Annotated in this window: 16 protein-coding genes and 1 pseudogene; 10 read left to right on the forward strand and 7 right to left on the reverse strand. The window is 55.7% G+C overall.

What is annotated here, in order from left to right; genetic code table 11:
* The 3 genes from AC2FNC_RS16830 to AC2FNC_RS16840 all read left to right on the forward strand — a co-directional run.
* A partial coding sequence (locus AC2FNC_RS16830; protein ID WP_496716007.1) for a winged helix-turn-helix domain-containing protein occupies window positions 1-421 on the forward strand: 421 nt, incomplete at its 5' end.
* Window positions 411-1,778, forward strand: a complete 1,368-nt coding sequence (locus AC2FNC_RS16835) for a sensor histidine kinase (RefSeq protein WP_496716008.1) — start codon at window positions 411-413, stop codon at window positions 1,776-1,778. The genes AC2FNC_RS16830 and AC2FNC_RS16835, both read left to right, overlap by 11 nt.
* On the forward strand, window positions 1,757-2,764 hold the full coding sequence (locus AC2FNC_RS16840; protein WP_480606797.1) for an ABC transporter substrate-binding protein: 1,008 nt from the start codon (window positions 1,757-1,759) through the stop codon (window positions 2,762-2,764). Before AC2FNC_RS16835 ends, AC2FNC_RS16840 begins: the two co-directional genes overlap by 22 nt.
* A gap of 8 nt (window positions 2,765-2,772) precedes the next feature.
* Here AC2FNC_RS16840 and AC2FNC_RS16845 read toward each other — a convergent pair whose 3' ends face one another.
* Window positions 2,773-4,047 carry an HlyD family type I secretion periplasmic adaptor subunit gene (locus AC2FNC_RS16845; protein WP_480520546.1) on the reverse strand — a complete coding sequence of 425 codons (1,275 nt, stop codon included), beginning with the start codon at window positions 4,045-4,047 and terminating at the stop codon, window positions 2,773-2,775.
* Window positions 4,048-4,088: 41 nt separating this feature from the next.
* Window positions 4,089-5,828, reverse strand: coding sequence for a type I secretion system permease/ATPase (locus AC2FNC_RS16850; RefSeq protein WP_480520548.1), 1,740 nt, complete (start codon window positions 5,826-5,828; stop codon window positions 4,089-4,091).
* Window positions 5,829-6,222: 394 nt separating this feature from the next.
* Here AC2FNC_RS16850 and AC2FNC_RS16855 point away from each other — a divergent pair, with 394 nt between their 5' ends.
* The 7 genes from AC2FNC_RS16855 to AC2FNC_RS16885 all read left to right on the forward strand — a co-directional run bounded on the left by AC2FNC_RS16855 (window position 6,223) and on the right by AC2FNC_RS16885 (window position 13,599).
* The gene (locus AC2FNC_RS16855; RefSeq protein WP_480477294.1) at window positions 6,223-6,999 is read left to right on the forward strand and encodes a FadR/GntR family transcriptional regulator; all 777 of its coding nucleotides are present in this window, start codon (window positions 6,223-6,225) and stop codon (window positions 6,997-6,999) included.
* A complete protein-coding gene (locus AC2FNC_RS16860; RefSeq protein ID WP_496716011.1) occupies window positions 6,992-8,143 on the forward strand; it encodes an aminotransferase class I/II-fold pyridoxal phosphate-dependent enzyme in 1,152 nt (383 codons plus the stop codon). The genes AC2FNC_RS16855 and AC2FNC_RS16860 overlap by 8 nt, the downstream gene beginning before the upstream one ends.
* 35 nt (window positions 8,144-8,178) lie before the next feature.
* Window positions 8,179-9,438, forward strand: a complete 1,260-nt coding sequence (locus tag AC2FNC_RS16865) for an ABC transporter substrate-binding protein (protein ID WP_480555349.1) — start codon at window positions 8,179-8,181, stop codon at window positions 9,436-9,438.
* Window positions 9,420-10,370 carry a carbohydrate ABC transporter permease gene (locus AC2FNC_RS16870; protein ID WP_496716013.1) on the forward strand — a complete coding sequence of 317 codons (951 nt, stop codon included), beginning with the start codon at window positions 9,420-9,422 and terminating at the stop codon, window positions 10,368-10,370. The genes AC2FNC_RS16865 and AC2FNC_RS16870 overlap by 19 nt, the downstream gene beginning before the upstream one ends.
* Before the next feature lie 10 nt (window positions 10,371-10,380).
* Window positions 10,381-11,223, forward strand: a complete 843-nt coding sequence (locus AC2FNC_RS16875; RefSeq protein ID WP_480546696.1) for a carbohydrate ABC transporter permease — start codon at window positions 10,381-10,383, stop codon at window positions 11,221-11,223.
* 11 nt (window positions 11,224-11,234) lie between these two features.
* Window positions 11,235-12,302 carry an ABC transporter ATP-binding protein gene (locus tag AC2FNC_RS16880; protein ID WP_480555345.1) on the forward strand — a complete coding sequence of 356 codons (1,068 nt, stop codon included), beginning with the start codon at window positions 11,235-11,237 and terminating at the stop codon, window positions 12,300-12,302.
* Between the two features lie 67 nt (window positions 12,303-12,369).
* On the forward strand, window positions 12,370-13,599 hold the full coding sequence (locus AC2FNC_RS16885) for an AGE family epimerase/isomerase (protein ID WP_496716014.1): 1,230 nt from the start codon (window positions 12,370-12,372) through the stop codon (window positions 13,597-13,599).
* 144 nt (window positions 13,600-13,743) lie between these two features.
* Here AC2FNC_RS16885 and AC2FNC_RS16890 read toward each other — a convergent pair whose 3' ends face one another.
* The 5 genes and pseudogenes from AC2FNC_RS16890 to AC2FNC_RS16910 all read right to left on the reverse strand — a co-directional run.
* Window positions 13,744-14,799 (reverse strand): aldolase/citrate lyase family protein, encoded by a 1,056-nt coding sequence (locus AC2FNC_RS16890; RefSeq protein ID WP_480520562.1) that lies wholly within the window; start codon window positions 14,797-14,799, stop codon window positions 13,744-13,746.
* Between the two features lie 12 nt (window positions 14,800-14,811).
* Window positions 14,812-15,612 (reverse strand): 2-oxo-hept-4-ene-1,7-dioate hydratase, encoded by an 801-nt coding sequence (gene hpaH, locus AC2FNC_RS16895; RefSeq protein ID WP_480555342.1) that lies wholly within the window; start codon window positions 15,610-15,612, stop codon window positions 14,812-14,814.
* Window positions 15,609-16,463: a fumarylacetoacetate hydrolase family protein gene (locus AC2FNC_RS16900; RefSeq protein WP_480555341.1), complete on the reverse strand. Its 855-nt coding sequence runs from the start codon at window positions 16,461-16,463 to the stop codon at window positions 15,609-15,611. The genes hpaH and AC2FNC_RS16900 overlap by 4 nt, the downstream gene beginning before the upstream one ends.
* Window positions 16,463-17,908, reverse strand: coding sequence for an NAD-dependent succinate-semialdehyde dehydrogenase (locus AC2FNC_RS16905; RefSeq protein ID WP_496716015.1), 1,446 nt, complete (start codon window positions 17,906-17,908; stop codon window positions 16,463-16,465). The genes AC2FNC_RS16900 and AC2FNC_RS16905 overlap by 1 nt, the downstream gene beginning before the upstream one ends.
* Before the next feature lie 93 nt (window positions 17,909-18,001).
* Window positions 18,002-18,187 (reverse strand): annotated as a pseudogene (locus AC2FNC_RS16910) (DODA-type extradiol aromatic ring-opening family dioxygenase); the annotation flags it as partial.
* Window positions 18,188-18,289: the final 102 nt, after the last annotated feature.

The following is an 18,289-nucleotide window of genomic DNA, read 5'->3' on the forward strand; positions in this document are numbered from 1 at the left end:
GGTTTCTGATCGAATCGGCTCGCTTGATCTGGGCGCTGACGACTATGTCACCAAACCGTTTGATCATGCCGAACTTGAAGCGCGCTGCCGCGCTGTTCTGCGCCGCAAATCTGGGAATACGAAGACAACGATTGAAGTCGGCGGCATCGTATTCGACCCTCTTGCAGGCCATCTGACGGTGGGTGACGAGACCGTGTCGCTGCGTAACCGTGAACTGCGCCTGCTGGAATTGTTCATTAGCGCACCTGGTCAGGTTTTTTCGAAACAAAAACTAACCGACCGGCTGTTTTCTTATGATGATGATGTCTCTGATAACGCGATCGAAGTTTATGTGGGCCGCTTGCGCAAGCATCTGGAACCCTCGGACCTGAAGATCACTACGTTGCGTGGGCTGGGATACAGGTTGGATCATGCCTCCTGATCCCAATGTGTCAGGATCACTGCGGAACAGGCTGGTTCTGACACTGATCGGTGGCGCGGCCATACTTGCGTTCCTGCTGTATGTCGCAGTACGAAACTATGCTGCGCAGGTCGCGCTACAGGGGCAAGACAACATACTTGGCGCATCAGTGGCCTCTATCCTCGATGCGGCCGCTTTGCGGGAAGGCGTGTTGGAGGTCGATATCCCGTACGCGGCCTTCGCGATGCTAAGCACCCCTGCGGACGACAGAATCTTCTATTCTATCTTTCAGGACGGGTCGTTTCTGTCCGGATACGAGGATTTTCCACCGACCATAGGACCGCATGACGGCAAGTCGCTTTTCAGGTTCAGCCAGATTCGCGGTGAAACCATTCGTCAGGTCAGCGCCAGCCGGACTTTGGTGGGATTGGATAAGCAAATCGAGCTCGTGGTCGCGCTGGGGCAAACGCAAGATGCGTTGGCGGAGACTCTGGACCAGATTTCGCGCAATGCGGCGATTCTGGGCGTAGGGTTCTTTGCCCTTGCCGCCGCTCTTTCCTTTTGGGCGACGTCCTCGACCATCGGGCAGTTGAACAGGTTGACAACCTCTGTCACCCGCCGTGGCCCACAGGACTTGAGCCCGTTCAAAAAGCCGGTACCCCGCGAAATGGCCCCTTTGGTTGCTTCACTGAACTCATTGATGGGTCGGCTTGATCAGTCACTGAGCCAGTCAGAAGATTTTATCGCCGAAGCCGCTCACCGCGTTCGCACCCCGCTTGCCACTGTCAGGTCATATGCTGATGCCACTTTGCAAAGAGTTGAAAAAGAAGAAAACCGCGAGGCGCTGCGTTCGATGGTGCGCGCCATTGACGAAAGCTCACGTGCAGCTGGTCAGCTGTTGGATCACGCAATGATCACGTTCCGGGCTGATCATCTTGAGCGGGAAGACATAGACCTGAACGCCTTGGTCCGTGACCTTGTGCAGCGCCTAACACCAATTGCCGAGATGAAGGACCTGTCACTGTCGCTTTGTGGCGACCCACAGGTCATGTATTCAGGTGACCCCATCCTCATTCAAAACGCCGTACGCAACATGATTGACAATGCACTGAAATATGCTCCGGCCGACAGTTCTGTTCGCATCGAAGTCACTTCGGAACCACGGGTTCAAATCCGGGTAAAAGATCGTGGCACGGGGTTCCCCATAAACGAAATTGACACTCTCACGCGCCGTTTCGAACGGGGTAAGAACGCAAGTGGCACCATCGGGTCCGGTCTGGGCCTGACCATCGCGCGGGACGTTGCAACAGCGCATGGTGGAACGCTTGACTTGTCCAACAGGCAGGGAGGCGGCGCTTGCGTTACATTATCGCTTTAGTCTTCCTTTGGTTTCCTGCTGTCACACTGGCGCAAATCTGGGAGGATCGGCAAGTATTCAACGCCGAAGCAGACGAGGCGCATATTCGGGTCATCTCGAGCACGGATACGTTTTTGTTTGAGCCTATGATTTCCGGTTTTATCAAGGAGAACCCTGACATTTCTGTCGAGTATATGGTGACGGGTACTGCCGACATCGATCGAATCGTGCGTGCCGCACCGGAAGATTTCGATATTGTCATTTCCAGCGCTATGGACCTGCAACTGAAACTGGCCAATGACGGATATGGACGCGTGATCGATGACATATCTCTGCCGTCCTGGGCGCAGTGGCATCGCAGTCTTTTCGCCTTCACGTTTGAGCCCGCGACCATCGTGATCAACCGTGCCGCCTTTTCCGGCACGCCTATCCCGGAGACCCGACAGCAACTGATCGAAGCACTTCGAATGCGACCGGACAGTTTTCGGGGCCGGGTGGGAACTTATGACATCCGCCAGTCCGGTCTAGGGTATCTGTTTGCGACGCAGGATGCCCGTGCGTCAGAAACGTTCTGGCGTCTGATGGAAGTCATGGGCGGTTTGGATGTGCGTCTGTACTGCTGTTCGGGTGACATGATTGACGACCTTGTCAAAGGCGAGATCGCCGTCGCCTACAATGTACTTGGCAGCTACGCGGATGCGCGCGCCGGGCACAAGGATACGCTTGAGGTTATTCTGCCGTCGGATTTTCAGACGACCATGATGCGCACGGCGATGGTGCTTGAAGGTACACCCGTACCTGAATTTGCCGCGTCTTTTGTCCGTCACCTTGTATCCAGTCAATCCAGCCGGGCAGGTGGCAGCCATACCCTCCCGCCTTTGGCGCCTTATGACACGGACGAAGAACGTGAAACGATCGGGCTGGATCCAGCGTTGATGACGTTTTTGGACAGATTAAAACGCCGCCGGTTTCTGGCCGAATGGGAAAGCGCGGTAATCCAGAGATAGCCCTGCCGTTATTCCCTAAATGCACGATTGAAGTAATCGGCCATCGGCTTGACAAGATAGGACAACGGAGTGCGCTCATCGGTTTTGATCAGTGTCTCAACAGGCATACCCGGCAAAAGTTCCTGACCGTTGAGACGGTCCATTTCACCATCATTCATAATCACCTCGGCGCGGTAGAAAGTGAAGCCGGACTGTTCATCCGTGAAAGTGTCGGCAGACACGTTTTTGACCTGCCCGTCCAATTCAGGTGTTTCGCGCTGATTGAAGGCCGGAAATCGCAGGGCGACAGGTTGACCCACGTGCAGCTGATCCACATGGATTGCGTCCACACGCGCGGCGACCAGCAATGGCGTATCCTGTGGGACCACATACATCATGGGTTCGCCCGGCTGAATCACCGACTGCAGGGCAAAGACCTGACTGCCGTAAACGGTTCCGTTGACAGGTGCGCGGATGTCCAAACGTGCCATCCGCTCGGACAGGGATAGTCGGCGTTCCGATAGTTCAGCAATTTGGGCCTGTACGTCTCGCAAAGTGGTAATCGCCTCCTCCCGGCGGGTTGCAGTCAGTTCAACGATCTGGATCTCGGTTGATGCGATCTGCCCTTTGAGGCGGGCGACAGCGGCTTCCAGTCGACCTATTTCACCTGTCAGGCTGGCTTCTTCCCGTTGCAGGGCCAGCACGCGACTGGTTTGGGTCAATCCACGTTTCAACAGGCTTTGCTGGTCTTCCAGCTCATCCTCGATCAACTCAACCTGACGGCGCAGGGAAACGAGTTGGGCTTGTGTGCCTTCGATCTCACTTTCGATCTGAACCAACTGCTTTTTCAGTTGTTCGTGCTGCTTGGACATTGTTTCCACCCGCGCGTCGAACAAGTTTTGTTGCCCTACAATCAGGTCGGGATCAATGCTGTATTCCTCCTGTACCTCGTGCAACTGCGCCGACAGCTCTTGCGACGAAAGCCCGTCGCGTTCGGCCTGAAGCCGGGCACGCCGGACCAGAAGTTCGAAAAGCTGCGCTTCCACAATCGTCTGTTCGGACAATAGGAAAGTATCATCCAGTCTCAGCAACATCTCGCCCGAGGCGACCACATCACCATCGCGTACAAAGATTTCGCCAACAACGCCGCCATCAGGGTGTTCGACCACCTGACGGTTGCTTTGTACCTCGATCACGCCTGAGGATACGATCGCACCAGCTAGGCGTGTCTTCACTGCCCAAAGGCCCAGTCCGCCGACCAAAATGGCAAGCGCGGCGAATCCTACCAGGGCGGGGATTCTCATACTCCAGGCCTGCGCCTGCTTCTTGGTCGTGTTTTTTGCCATTATTCACCTACGGGGCTAAGCTTGCGCTTAATCGCGCCCGCATTCTGCACCATTGCGCTGAGAACCTCGTCACGACTACCGAACTTGACCACTTGTCCTTTTTCGACAACGGCCAGATCGTCACATTCCGAAATGGCCTGCGGGCGGTGTGTCATGATGATCGCGGCTTTGCCGGCCGCCTTGAGCCCCCTCACGGCCGCGTTCAAGGCTTCGGTGCCATCCGCGTCCAGTGCCGAGTTTGGTTCGTCCAGAATAAGCAGAACAGGGTCGCCATAGAGGGCGCGGGCCAGAGCGATGCGCTGTTTCTGTCCACCTGACAACTGACTGTCATTGCCTTCAAGGAAGGTGCCATAACCTTTCTCCAAAGACAGGATCAGGTCGTGTGCATTGGCTTTTTTGGCCGCGGCCACCACCGCTTCGGAATCCGGGTTCTCCGACATCCGGGCGATGTTCTCGGCCACCGTTCCGTTAAATAGGGTAACCTGCTGCGGCAAATATCCGATATGGCTGCCCAAATCGTTGGAGTCATATTGATCCAGAGTGGCACCACCCAGCCGAATTTCCCCGGCTGCCGGATTCCAAAGCCCCAGCAACGCCTTGGCCAGTGTCGTCTTTCCCGACCCGCTTTTGCCGATGACACCCAGCGCCTTGCCCGGTTGCAGTTTCAGATTGACGTTCCGCAACGTTGGCGTTGTTGCCCCAGGGGGAATGACAGTCAGCGATTTTGCTTCCAGCTGCGCCTTCGGGATGGGCAAGCGGATCCGCTGCTCTTCGGGTGGGGTCTGATCCAAAAACCGGCTGAGGGAAGTCCAGGCGGTTCGCGCACGTTCGATCATGCCCCATTGGCCAACCGCTTGTTCGACCGGGGCGAGGGCCCGACCCAAAAGGATTGAGCCCGCAATCATCGCGCCCGGTGTCATTTCATTTTGCAGAACCAGCCACGCGCCCAAGGCAAGCATTGCAGATTGAAGAAACAGTCGTAGCGACTTGGTCAGAGATGTAAAACTGCCTGTCCAATCGCTGGCAGAAATGGTTTGGCGTAAGGCATTCGAACGCTGGTCCAACCACCGCTTTGTCACGTCCGCCTGCATACCTTGAGAGCGCACAACCTCTGCCGCTTGTCTCGCATGTTCCGCAAAGGCGTTTGCCCGCGCCGCTGCAGATTGTGCCTCGGCGACTTTCCTGCTGGTCAGCGCCTGATTGAGCAGTGCAATCACGACAAGTAGAACACCGCTTGTCACGGCCAGCCAACCCAGCAGGGGATGAAACAGGAAAATCGCGCCCAGAAAAACAGGCGTCCATGGTATATCCATCACCGCCAGCAGAACGGGGGACGAACACAGGTTTCGAATGGATTCCAGATCACGCAAGGCCGTCGCCGGGGCAGATCGTATTTGCGGCATAAGTGAACGCCGCAGCGTTGCTTCGAAGACGCGCTCATCCAACTGTGACTGGAACCGTGCGCCGAACCGGGCAACGATGCGTCCGCGGGCAAAATCCAGCATCGCCATCAGCGCATAAAGCAACGCCACCAACAAAAACAACGCTGTCAGTGTTTCCACCGCACGCGAGCCCAATACCCGGTCATACACCTGCAACATAAACAATGGGCCTGTCAGCATAAGCAGGTTCACAAAAATGCTGAACAAGAACGCCAAAGCAAGGAACGCGATCCCCTGATTGCGCACATTGCGCAGTTCATGTCGGGGGGCCGCGGATACGCGGTGTTCAGGTTTCAATGTTTTAAATCCATATTATTCGGAGATGCGACCCCGCACTTAAAAAGTTAGATCAGCCTTGCCAAGTTTGCACATCTTTTTTTGGGCAAGAAACCGCGGGTCCTTGGCGTAAAGAAGCACTATTCAGCCGTAGCTGACAAAAAAACCTAACGGCGATTATGGGCACCGTTAGGCGGGCGCTTCAGGATAACGGCAATTCGGGCGGAATACAGCAAGAAAGACGGTCACGCAAAGACCATAACCCGCCAACAAGCCGCAGGCGAGGAAGGCTGTATCGATCCGGCCGCGAAATGACCGAGACCAAATTTTTTCGACTTTATCTGTAGGGATGGCAAGTGTTGTTATATTGTCGGACATTATTGTTTATTTTGTCCTACATTAAATGTAGAAGTGAATGAAACACGAATCGGAGAAGTCGCACGTGGTCAAAAGAACGCCCCTAAAGGAAAAAGCTGAGAGTGTCGGCAACACCTTGAAGGTGCTACCGGCTGGCAGCAGTGGCCGGGACGTTCTGGAAGCTCTCTCTGGAATGATCGAAGCGGAAGGTTTGAAAGTAGGCGATCGCCTGCCGCCAGAGATCGAAATTGCAAATCAGCTTGGAATCGGACGGGCGAAGGTTCGCGAGGCCCTGACAAGTTGGCAGAACATGGGCATCGTTGTGCGGAACAAGAAAGCAGGGACGCGTTTGGCAGCCGAGGTATCTGCCAACACGATCCATCTCCCACTCACGCTGAAGCTCGAAGCCGAAAGCCTTTTGCGGACACACGCCGTGCGCCGGCCACTGGAAATCGAGGCTGCAAGGTTGGCTGCATTGAATTGCTCAGACGCGCAGCGGCTTTTGATTTCGGCCCGCGTTGCCGAGCTCATAGCTGTTCATTCTGCGGGTGAGGATTGGCGACCGGCCGACTACCGGTTTCACGCGGCACTGCATGAAGCGTGCGGAAACCCACTTTTCGGGCAGTTGATACGGCAAATTCAGAAAGCATTTCACGAAGTATATGACACCCCATTCGGCCAACCACACTTGGGTCAAGCCTCAATTCCAATACATGCGCAGCTGGCTGAAGCAGTTGTCGCAGGCCGTGCAGATGAAGCCGCGCGTATTATCGGCGAGATCATGGACATGGTCGAAGCAGAAGTCCTAGAAATCATGGAAAGTCAGAATGTCTGATTACAGAGACCTTGCAACGCGTCTTGCAACTATCTTCCCGGAAGAGGCAGGTTCGGTCACGCCTCCTATTGTTCAAACCTCACTATTCACCTTTGACAATTATCAGAGTTTTGAAGACCGGATGGCCGGAAGATCAGAAACAGCCATCTACACGCGCGTGGAAAACCCGACCGTCGCCGCGTTTGAAACGCTCATGGCTGAAGCCGAACAAGGTCAGGCTGCCGTTGCATTTGCTTCCGGGATGGCGGCCATTTCCTCAACGCTGCTGGCATTTGTCAAACCCGGTGACCGGATTGCCTGCGTCGAACACGTCTATCCGGATTCATTCCGGTTTATGGAGCGCATCCTGCGCCCGTTCGGGGTGCATATCGACTACCATGCGCCGGAGCGTTTCGAGAACGACCCCGATCTGCTTGCCGATGTAACGGTGGCCTATCTGGAGAGCCCCGGATCGATTGTTTTTGAGGCGATGGATCTACGTCGTGTCGCAGAGCATGCCAGACGCCACAATGTGTTGACGATAATCGATAATTCATGGGCAAGCCCGGTGTTCCAACGCCCCCTCGCACTGGGCATCGACATCGTCATCCACTCGGCCTCGAAGTACATTTCGGGGCACTCGGACACGGTTGCGGGCGTGGTGGTTGCCTCCCGGGACCATATCGCCCGCATCCGTGATCTGACACTTCCTTTGCTTGGGGCCAAACTGGCACCTTTTGAGGCCTTCCTGCTGACGCGCGGCCTGCGCACGCTGAACGCACGCATGATGCAGCATCAAGCGACGGCCAACATGTTTGTTGATCGCCTGGCCACTGTTCCGCAGGTCAGGCGGGTCAACTCACCAGGCGCCAACGACGTGCCCGGGCTGACGGGGCGGTCCGGACTTATGTCGGTTGAGTTTGATGACAGTGTCGACATCGCCAAACTTTCTGATGCCTTGAACCTTTTCCGCCTCGGTGTGAGCTGGGGTGGCTTCGAAAGTCTGATCCTGCCTGCGCGCGTCGGACTTGCTCAGGCTGGTGAACAAAACTCAATGCAGAAATTTGGGGTCTCACCCAATCTGGTGCGCCTGAGTTTGGGGCTCGAGTCGGCAGAAGATCTATGGGCCGATTTTTCTTCGGCGCTCGCCGAAAGCACGGCTTAGAACCGTTCGCTCAATAAAATCAACAGGAGGAAAACATGAAGAAACTACTAACTGGAATGACGGCTGCGGCCGTGCTCATGGGTTCGGCATCTTACGCCGAGACCACATTGAAACTGGTCGAGGTTATTACAAGCCCCGAGCGTACAGAGGTGCTTCAGGGACTGGTTGATGAGTTTGAAGCCAATAATCCCGACGTCACTGTCGAGATTGTATCGCTACCTTGGGGTAACGCGTTCGAAAAGCTGGCAACAATGGTGGCAGGTGGCGACATCCCTGATGTGGTTGAAATGCCCGATACCTGGCAGGCTCTTTATGCTGGGTCCGATCAGCTGGTCAGTCTCAAGGATCATGTCGCCGGATGGGAACACGGGGCTTCGCTGACTGACAAGACAGTCGCTATGGGCAGCCAGGCGGGTGATCTCTATATGATCCCGTACGGATTCTATCTGCGGGCGATGTTCTACAACAAGAAACTGCTGGCCGAAGCGGGTATCGACACTCCCCCGACAACGATGGAGGAGTTCAAGGCAGCCTCGGCCGCAGTGTCCGAGCTTGAGGGCAAGTATGGGTACTGTTTGCGCGGTGGTCCCGGTGGAACAAATGGCTGGATCATGTTCGCCGCAGCCATGAACGGCACCAACGAGTTCTTCACAGAAGACGGTGTCAGCCGCATCAACGAGCCCGGCTCGGTCGAAGGTATCCAGTTCATGATCGACATGTATCAGAACGGATATGCGCCCAAGGACGCCGTCAGTTGGGGCTTTAACGAGATCGTGGCCGGTTTCTATTCCGGTACATGTGCATTCCTCGATCAGGATCCGGACGCACTGATCGCTATTGCCGAGCGGATGCCTGCCGAAGATTTTGCGGTCATTCCGATGCCTGTCGGACCTTCGGGCAAAGCTTTCCCGACCATTGGGTTCGCAGGTTGGTCGATTTTCAGCGCGACAGAACACGAGGACGAAGCCTTTGATCTGGTTGCGGCCTTGTCGACGCCCGAAGCCAATGCCGCGTGGGCAAAGCGTGTTGGTGTCATTCCGATCCACAAAGGTGCCGATCAGGATCCTCATTTCCAGACCGAGCAATTCAAAGGCTGGTTCGAAGAACTGAACGGCGAGCAATATGTGCCAACAACAATGCCAACCAACCTGGAACAGTGGGGCTATTTTGGCAGCACGCTTCTGCTGGAAACCAGTCAGGAAGCCCTGTTGGGGCAGCGCAGCGCGCAGGACGTCGCGGATGAGTGGGCTGAGTTCCTCACTGACGAACACGCCAAGTGGAAGGCAAGACAGTGATTTCGCGCACTCAGAAAACTGTCAGGCCCGGGGAAACCCGGGCACGACGCTCGCTCTACCTACAATACATGGTCGAGCCGTTTTTCTATTTGTCACCCGCTATTCTTCTGATCGGTGCGGTGATCATGGTTCCGCTAATCATCGGAATCTCATATTCGTTCCAATCCATTGAGCTGTTGAAGCCTTTTGCTTCTGGCTGGATCGGGTTTGAAAACTACGTTGATCTGTGGGGAGACCGCAAGTTCTGGATCGCGATGGAGAACACGCTGTTTTGGACCTTTTGGTCGATAACATTCCAGTTTCTGCTTGGCCTTGGTCTTGCCATGCTTTTGAATACGCAGTTCTATGGAAAGAAACTTTTTCAGGCGCTTGTTTTCCTACCCTGGGCTGTCCCGACCTTCCTTTCTGCGCTGACATGGGCGTGGCTTTTTAACCCTGTCATCGGCCCGCTACCGCATTGGCTGGCCGCCCTTGGCATTCTGTCAGAGCCCTACAGTATCCTTGGCGATCCCGAGCTTGCCATGTGGGGGCCGATCACTGCAAATATCTGGTTTGGCGTACCGTTCTTTGCGATCACGCTGTTGGCGGCTTTGCAATCGATACCCGGTGAGCTTTATGAGGCTGCAGAAGTCGATGGCGCGACCCCATGGCAGACCTTCACCAAGATCACCTTGCCGTTCCTTGCTCCGATGATCGCGATCACCGTGATGCTGCGGACGATCTGGATCGCCAATTTCGCCGACCTGATCTACGTGATGACCGGCGGCGGGCCTGCCAATTCGACGCAAATCCTGTCGACCTACATCTTCACCACAGCTTTTCGAAAATTGGACTTCGGCTATGCGTCAACCATTGCTGTGGCGCTGCTGGTGATCCTTCTGATTTACGCCGTAGTCCTGCTCTGGCTTCGTAAGAAGCTGGTCAAGATTTGAGGAGTTGGCCATGTCAGCTGTCAGGAATCCCAACCCGCTGCTGGTTTTGGGTAAATACGCAGCACTTGCGTTCTATCTGATCTTTGCGTTGTTCCCGCTTTATTGGTTGCTCAAGATCGGGTTGACCCCGGACGCGCTGATCTTTTCAGAGGGAACGCGCCTGTTCCCAAGCGAAGTGACCTTTTCAAACTTCAAAACAGTCATTTTTCAGACCGATTTTGTGGCCTATTTCCGGAACTCTCTTGTGGTGTCGCTGGGGGCGGCGTTCTTTACGACATTGTTCGCGGCTGGGGCGGGTTATGCCTTTTCCCGCTTTGTTTTCGCGGGCAAACGGATCATCATTGCCTTGATGCTAGTCACCCAGATGTTCCCGCTGCTGATGATCATCGCACCCATCTACAAGATCATCGCGGACCTGGGGCTGTTGAATTCGCTGACAAGCCTGATCGTTGTCTACACCGCGTTCAACATCCCCTTTGCAACATTCCTGATGCAGTCATTCTTTGACGGCATTCCCAAAGATCTTGAAGACGCGGCGATGATGGATGGCTGTACGCGGTTTCAGGCGCTGCGCAAAGTAGTGTTCCCGCTGACATTGCCCGGTCTCGGGGCGACGCTTGGATTTGTCTTTACTGCCGCATGGTCCGAGCTGTTGTTTGCGTTGATGCTGATTTCAAAGAACGACGCGATGACATTCCCGGTTGGCTTGTTGACATTTGTTTCCAAATTCTCGGTCGATTGGGGGCAAATGATGGCGGCCGGCGTGCTGGCACTGATCCCAAGTTGCCTCTTCTTCATCTTCATTCAACGCTATCTCGTGCAGGGCCTCACGTCCGGCGCGGTCAAAGGATAGGAGGCCAAATCATGGCACGTATTGAACTTCGTGACGTTGCAAAACGCTATGGATCCGTCGAGGTTCTGCGCAACATCAACCTTGAGATTCAGGATGGTGAGTTCATCGTTCTGGTCGGCCCGTCAGGCTGCGGCAAGTCCACTTTGCTGCGCATGGTTGCTGGTCTTGAACCGATATCAAGCGGCGACTTTCTGATCGATGGCGAGCGCATGAATGATGTGAGGCCAAGGGATCGGGACATCGCGATGGTGTTCCAGTCCTACGCTCTCTATCCGCATATGGATGTCGCTCGGAACATGGGCTTCTCAATGGAAATCCGCAAAACTCCGGTGGCTGAACGCATGTCAAAGGTCGCCCAGGCGGCAGAGACGCTGGGGTTGACCAAATTGACGGATCGCTTGCCCAAGGCCCTTTCAGGAGGTCAACGTCAGCGGGTTGCCATGGGGCGGGCCATCATCCGAGACCCACGCGCATTTCTGTTTGACGAGCCATTGTCAAACCTTGATGCGGCTCTGCGTGTCGAGATGCGGCTGGAGATCGCGCGGCTTCATCAAAAACTAGGTGCGACCATGATCTATGTGACCCATGATCAGGTCGAAGCGTTGACGCTGGCAGATCGGATCGTTGTTCTCAACGCAGGGGATATCCAGCAAGTCGGCAGTCCGCTCGAGCTTTATGAAAGGCCGGCCAACAAATTTGTTGCCCAGTTTATCGGCTCACCCACCATGAATGTTGTGCCTGTATTGGGAACCAAAACAGGTGTGAATGTCGGGAATGGGGTTGAAATCAGGATACTCGATCAACCCCTTACCGCTCAGGCGAAAGAACTGGGTGTAAGGCCGGAACATATCGATGTTGTGGACAACGGCACCGGTGATCTGTCGGCCGTGGCGGATGTTGTGGAACATCTGGGGTCGGACACGAACATCTACGTCAATGCCGAAGGGATCGGCCCCATGATGGTGCGCAAGCATGGCAATATCCCGGTGAAATCCGGGGATCGCCTCGGTTTGCGCATTCAAGCACAGAATGCACATCTGTTTGCTTCGGATGGTACAGCGTTGAGACGGGCTTGCTGAGATGGTGGATAATTTGGAAGATTGGGCTTCGCCGCATGCGATAAAACTCCATCCGCGGGATCTTTAGATGAACGATAACCAGTTATTGCTGCCGGGGTCGCAGTCCGAAGCCGGGTTTTGGGTTGAAACGTCAAGACATCGCGATTGGTTGATGAATCAGGCCATGCGGCAACTTACGTTCTTCAGCGCGAGCTGCCGGGATGAGCCCGGGTTCTATACACTTGGTCACGATGGCCGCCCGTTGCCCGGCAAGCCGCAGGAGCTGCACACGACGACCCGGTTGGTTCATTCTTATGCATTAGGACTTCTGTCCGGTTTCCAAGGTGCTGAACGGATCATTGATCACGGCATGACATATCTCGATAGCCATCACCGAGATCGCGACCACGGCGGATATCTCTGGGCGTTGGATGGGGATCAGATCAAGGATGACCGCAAGCTTGCCTATGGGCACGTCTTTGTCCTTCTTGCCTCGGCAAGTGCGAAACTGGCGGGTCACCCGGATGCAGACAAGCTAATGACAGATGTCCAAAGTGTTCTGGAAAAACACTTCTGGGACGAAGAAGCAGGCCTGTTTCGCGATGAATGGAACAGGGATTGGACGCCGTTTTCCACATATCGCGGAATGAATGCGAATATGCACGGCGTTGAGGCAATGCTGGCCGCCTTTGAAGCCACAGGAGACGAAATCTTCCTGTCCCGCGCCGGTCGCATTCTGGACTTTTTCATTGGCAAAATTGCACCCGGTGAAAACTGGCGGCTTCCCGAACACTATTCGTCTGATTGGCAGATCAACCGGGATTATGCGGGTGAACCGATGTTCAGACCTTACGGAACAACGCCGGGGCATTCGTTCGAATTGGGTCGGCTTCAGCTTCAGCATTGGGATTTGTCAGGCCGAACGAGCCCTAATGCCCCGAACACGGCGCGCCGCTTGATTGCGCAGGCTTTGAATGATGCGTGGCTGCCTGGCGGCGGGTTGGCCTATACTCTTGATTTTGATGGTCGCGTTGCCAATGCTTCGCGGTTCTGGTGGCCCATCACCGAAGCCATAGGGGCGGTTGCCGCTCTGATCGCGCTAGACAGAAGGCCAGAAGACGAGGAGTGGTACAGAAAGCTCTGGACCTATGCGAGTGAAACACTTGTGGATCATCGACATGGCGGCTGGTTTCCAGCAGTGGATGGGGCAGGGGCTGTAGTGACATCTATTTTTGACGGCAAGCCGGACATCTACCACTCGTTGCAAGCCTGTCTGTTTCCGCTGTCAGGACGTTTGTCGAGGATGATGCCGCTTTAGGTTTGGAAAATCCTCAGTTGCGGCTTGTCTTACCCGAGTAAGAATCCGGTGCAGGGTCTTGTCGAATACCCGCAGACTACAAATCGTAGCCTGCGGCGGTGTCCGAATGTCAGGAGGTCGCTCGGTTGCCCCTGCATTCCAGTGTTATGCACTCCAATCAACCTTGAACTCTTCGCGAAATGCAAAGCGTTTCAAGTGGTCTTCTATGACTACTTTCCAGGAGTTCAAATCGCCACGTGGGCCGACTGAAGCAACTATGTCCAGCCCCTCGTCCGTCGCTTTCATCGCGACCGCACACCCGTTTTCAAATGAAACTTTCCCTTCAGTTACATCAAATTCTACTTGCCCCTTGTAGGACCAGTGCTTGCATAACTGCTGAAGATACTTGCTGGCCACATCTGTTGGCGCATTTCCTGACGCGCTCTGGTCCGGCAACATTTCCAACGCAGTTTCAGCCGCCCCGCGCATAGCCTTCGCAAAAAGTGTTACGTCGATATTCGTGGCCAGGAACGTAACCCCAAGATCCACGCACTTGCGCTGCATCACAGGGTCCAACGTCAGGATGCCCGCTGCCTTGCCCGCGGCCACGATCCGTTTCAACGCGTCCAAAACCGCTTCGACCACGTCGGTGTGGCCAGCATTGCCGATGTGGCCCATATCCGCGGCCAAATCTGACGGACCGATAAATACGCCGTCGACATCTGTGGTCAGAATGTCATCCAGTGCATCCAGGCCAAGGCGGTTTTCCACCTGAACCAACAGGCAAATCTGGTCACCTGCCGTTGTGAGGTAATCCGGAATCGCCGCAAAACGCGAAGCTCGCGCCAGAGCAGACCCAACGCCTCGAACTCCATGTGGGGGATATTGCACCGCGCGCACCAACTCCCGCGCTTGATCGCCGCTTTCAACCATTGGCACCAATATGCTTTGGATGCCAGCATCGAGATATTGCTTGATCATCCAGGTCTCGCCAATTGGCAGGCGCGCTACTGGCTGGCTACCTGTTCCTTCAATGACCCTCGCTTGCTCCAGAATGGACAGTAGATCGTTTGGGGCGTGTTCCCCATCCACAAGAAGCCAGTCAAATCTGGATGTGGCGGCGATTTCGGCGGCATATGCGTTGGCCATCCCAATCCAGCATCCGATCTGGGGTTTTCCGGCTTTCAGTGCGGCCTTGAAGGGGTTTGTTGGCGCGGGCAATGAAGTTCTCCTTCAGTCGAATTTGATATTGACCGAACCGAAGGGTCCGAACTCGGCGTTGATTTCTGATCCTGGCGGGCATTCGACAGGGCGGATGAAGCTGCCTGACAGGATCACTTGTCCGGGTTCAATACTTTGACCGTATTGCGCCATGCGCCGGGCCAGCCAGACAACACTTTCGACTGGATCATTCAATACGCCGGCACCAAGGCCGGTTTCCTCAATCTCACCGTTGCGGAAGGTCAAGGCACCAACCCAGCGCAGGTCGAAGTCGTCTATCGCGTGACGTTCCGAGCCCAGCACAATGCCCGCATTGGCGGCATTGTCGCTGATCGTGTCAAAGACGGTTCGGATCTTGCCGGTCTCGGGGTCCTGACGCTGAATACGTGTGTCCAGAATTTCAATCACCGGCGCGACGTAATCGGTGGCGGATATGATATCGTCGCGGCTCACATTCTCGCCGCCGACGGCGGATTTCATGACAAAGGCGATTTCAGTCTCGATCCGGGGCTGGATGAAACGGCCTGCAGGGACCGTACCACCGTGTTCAAACGCCATGTCATCAAACAGGATGCCGCTGTCGGGAATATCGATGTTTAGCGCATATTGCATCGCTTTCGACGTCAGACCGATCTTCCACCCGATGACCCTGCGCCCCTCGGCCAGTTTCTGGCGATAGATGGCATTCTGCACCTCGTAGGCGTCGCCCATATTCATTTCGGGGTGACGCAGGCTCAGCAGACCGATCTGGTCGCCGGTGCGTTCGGCCTGAAGCAGGTCGGCTGCCGCGCGGGCGTGCTCTTCGGGTGTCATACCTTCTCATCCTCGACCGTGTTGCGCAGGGTGCCGATACCTTCGACGAAGACCTCGACCACGTCACCCGGTACAAGATACTTTGGCGGGTCAAAGCGCGCGCCCGCTCCGGTGGGGGTACCTGTTACGATAATGTCACCCGGTTTCAGGGTCATGAAGGTCGAGATATACTCGATTTCGCGCCGGATCGGGAACATCATGCGGTCGAGGGTATCGTCCTGACGCAATTCACCATTGACGCGGGTCTGAATGCGGGCGTCATCCAATTGCGCCGGGTCGGTGAAAGGCACCAGCCATGGGCCGATCGACCCTGAATTGTCCCAGTTCTTGCCCTGAGTTACGTTGAACTTGGCATGGCGCACCCAATCGCGGATCGTGCCTTCGTTGCACAGCGTCAACGCGGCGATGTGATCATAGGCTTCGTCCTGCGAAATCCGACGGCCCGCCTTGCCGATCACAATGGCCACTTCGCCCTCGTAATCCAGCGTGCGGTTTTCAGGCGGGCGGATCAGCGGGCGGTTGTGGCCGGTAAAGCCGCTGGCAAAGCGCGGGAACAGCGACATGTATTCCGGCTGCGCGCTGCCATCCTTGTATTCCGCATTCCTGTCCGGGAAGTTCACGCCGACGCACAGAATGCGAAGGGCATCCGGCATCACCATTTCATAGGTGAAATCGGAATGGGTCACCGGCTTGCCCTCGGCCGCCGCAGCCAACCGGCTAAACTCACCCGTAGCGATGACCTCATACAGGCTGGAAAACTCAGGAAAATCACCGTTCAGGGCGATCGCACCATCATCGGTAATCGCGCCAAAGAAGGTATCCCCTTCGGCGGTAAAAGTAGCAAAGCGCATTAAGCCTCCTCGGCGGTGTCGATGCCGCCCATGCACAGGTATTTGAGTTCCATGAAGTCATTCAGCCCATGGCGCGAGCCTTCACGGCCCAGACCAGACATCTTAACCCCGCCAAAGGGAGCTTCCGCGGTCGAGATCAGGCCGGTGTTGATACCGACCATGCCATATTCCAGCTTCTCGGAAACTCGCCAAACGCGAGCCAGGTCGCGGGAATAGAAATATGAGGCAAGGCCGAACTCGGTGTTATTTGCCGCAGCGACGACTTCGCTTTCGGTGTTGAACTTAAAAAGGGGCGCGACCGGGCCAAACGTCTCTTCGGTCGCGACCGCCATCTCCGAAGTGACTCCGGTCAAAATGGTTGGCTCAAAGAATGTGCCGCCCATGTCGTGTGACTTGCCACCCAGAATGACATCGGCTCCTTTCGAGGTCGCATCAGCGATGTGTTCAGCAACCTTGTCGACTGCCGCCTGATCGATCAGCGGGCCGAATATGATACCTTCGTCAAAGCCATTACCAATGGGCAGAGTAGCTACTTTGTCGCGCAGCTTGGCGGCAAAGGAATCGTAGACACCGGCCTGCACGTAAATGCGGTTGGCACAAACACAGGTCTGACCATTATTTCGAAACTTGGCGATCACCGCCCCTTCAACAGCGGCGTCCAGATCAGTATCATCGAAAACAATGAAGGGCGCATTGCCACCCAGCTCCAACCCCAGTTTTTTGATCGTTGGCGCACATTGCACATATAGAAGCGTGCCGAACTCGGTCGAACCGGTAAAGGTCAGCTTCTGCACTGTCGGGTTCCCGGTCATCTCGCCGCCAATGCCACGGGCTGAGCCGGTGACGACCGAGAACAGTCCCGCAGGCAGGCCCGCTCTCTCGGCCAGAACTGCCAACGCGATAGCTGAGAACGGAGTCTGGCCGGCCGGTTTCAGAACCATAGAGCAGCCCGCCGCCAGTGCAGGGCCAGCCTTGCGCGTGATCATTGCGTTTGGGAAATTCCACGGCGTGATCGCGGCGACAACCCCAATGGGTTGTTTGATCGTCAGGATGCGTTTGTTTGGAGCGTGGCCAGGTGTGACATCACCATAGGCGCGGCGGGCCTCTTCTGCGAACCACTCTATGAAGCTGGCACCATAGGCGATCTCACCTTTGGCTTCGGCCAGTGGCTTGCCCTGCTCGGCTGTCAGGATGGCACCCAGATCGTCCTGGTTCTCCATCATCAGTTCGTACCAGCGGCGCAGAATTTGACTGCGCGTCTTGGCGGTGCGTTTAGCCCACCCGTGGCGCGCGGTCTCGGCGGCACCCAGATTGGGAACATGACCAATAACTTCGCCAGTGGCGGGGTTGGTGACGGCCAGGCCGGTGGCCGGGTCAGCTTCAATCCAGCGTGTACCTATAAGGGCAGCCTCACGCAGCAAACCGGGGTCATTCAAAGGAAACATATTGGGACCTGCATCAGTTCGAATTGGATAGATCAACGGCTTGCCCGGCCAAAAGGCATCATGAGCAAGCAATCGGAGTGGACATCGCGATCCTTAAACCGGGAATATGACGTTAGTCTGACCGGTGCCCGAGGACGGGAAATACTCGGTCACAACCTCGCATTTTTTGTCGTAAGCGTCCCAGCCGAGTGCGCCATACAGCATCGCGGTATCATGCATCGAGCCTTCACCGCAGCAGAAGTTGGCATAGTCCCCCAGCATCTTGAGGAACTGAGCCTCCCCATCTGAACTGGTCCACCGCTATGTTTAGGAAACGGAGGACCAAGAATGGCAAACAAGCGACCGAAGCCGGAAGAGATTGTCTCAAAGTTACGGCAGGTT

The organism is Ruegeria sp. BHSA123 (assembly GCF_059613425.1).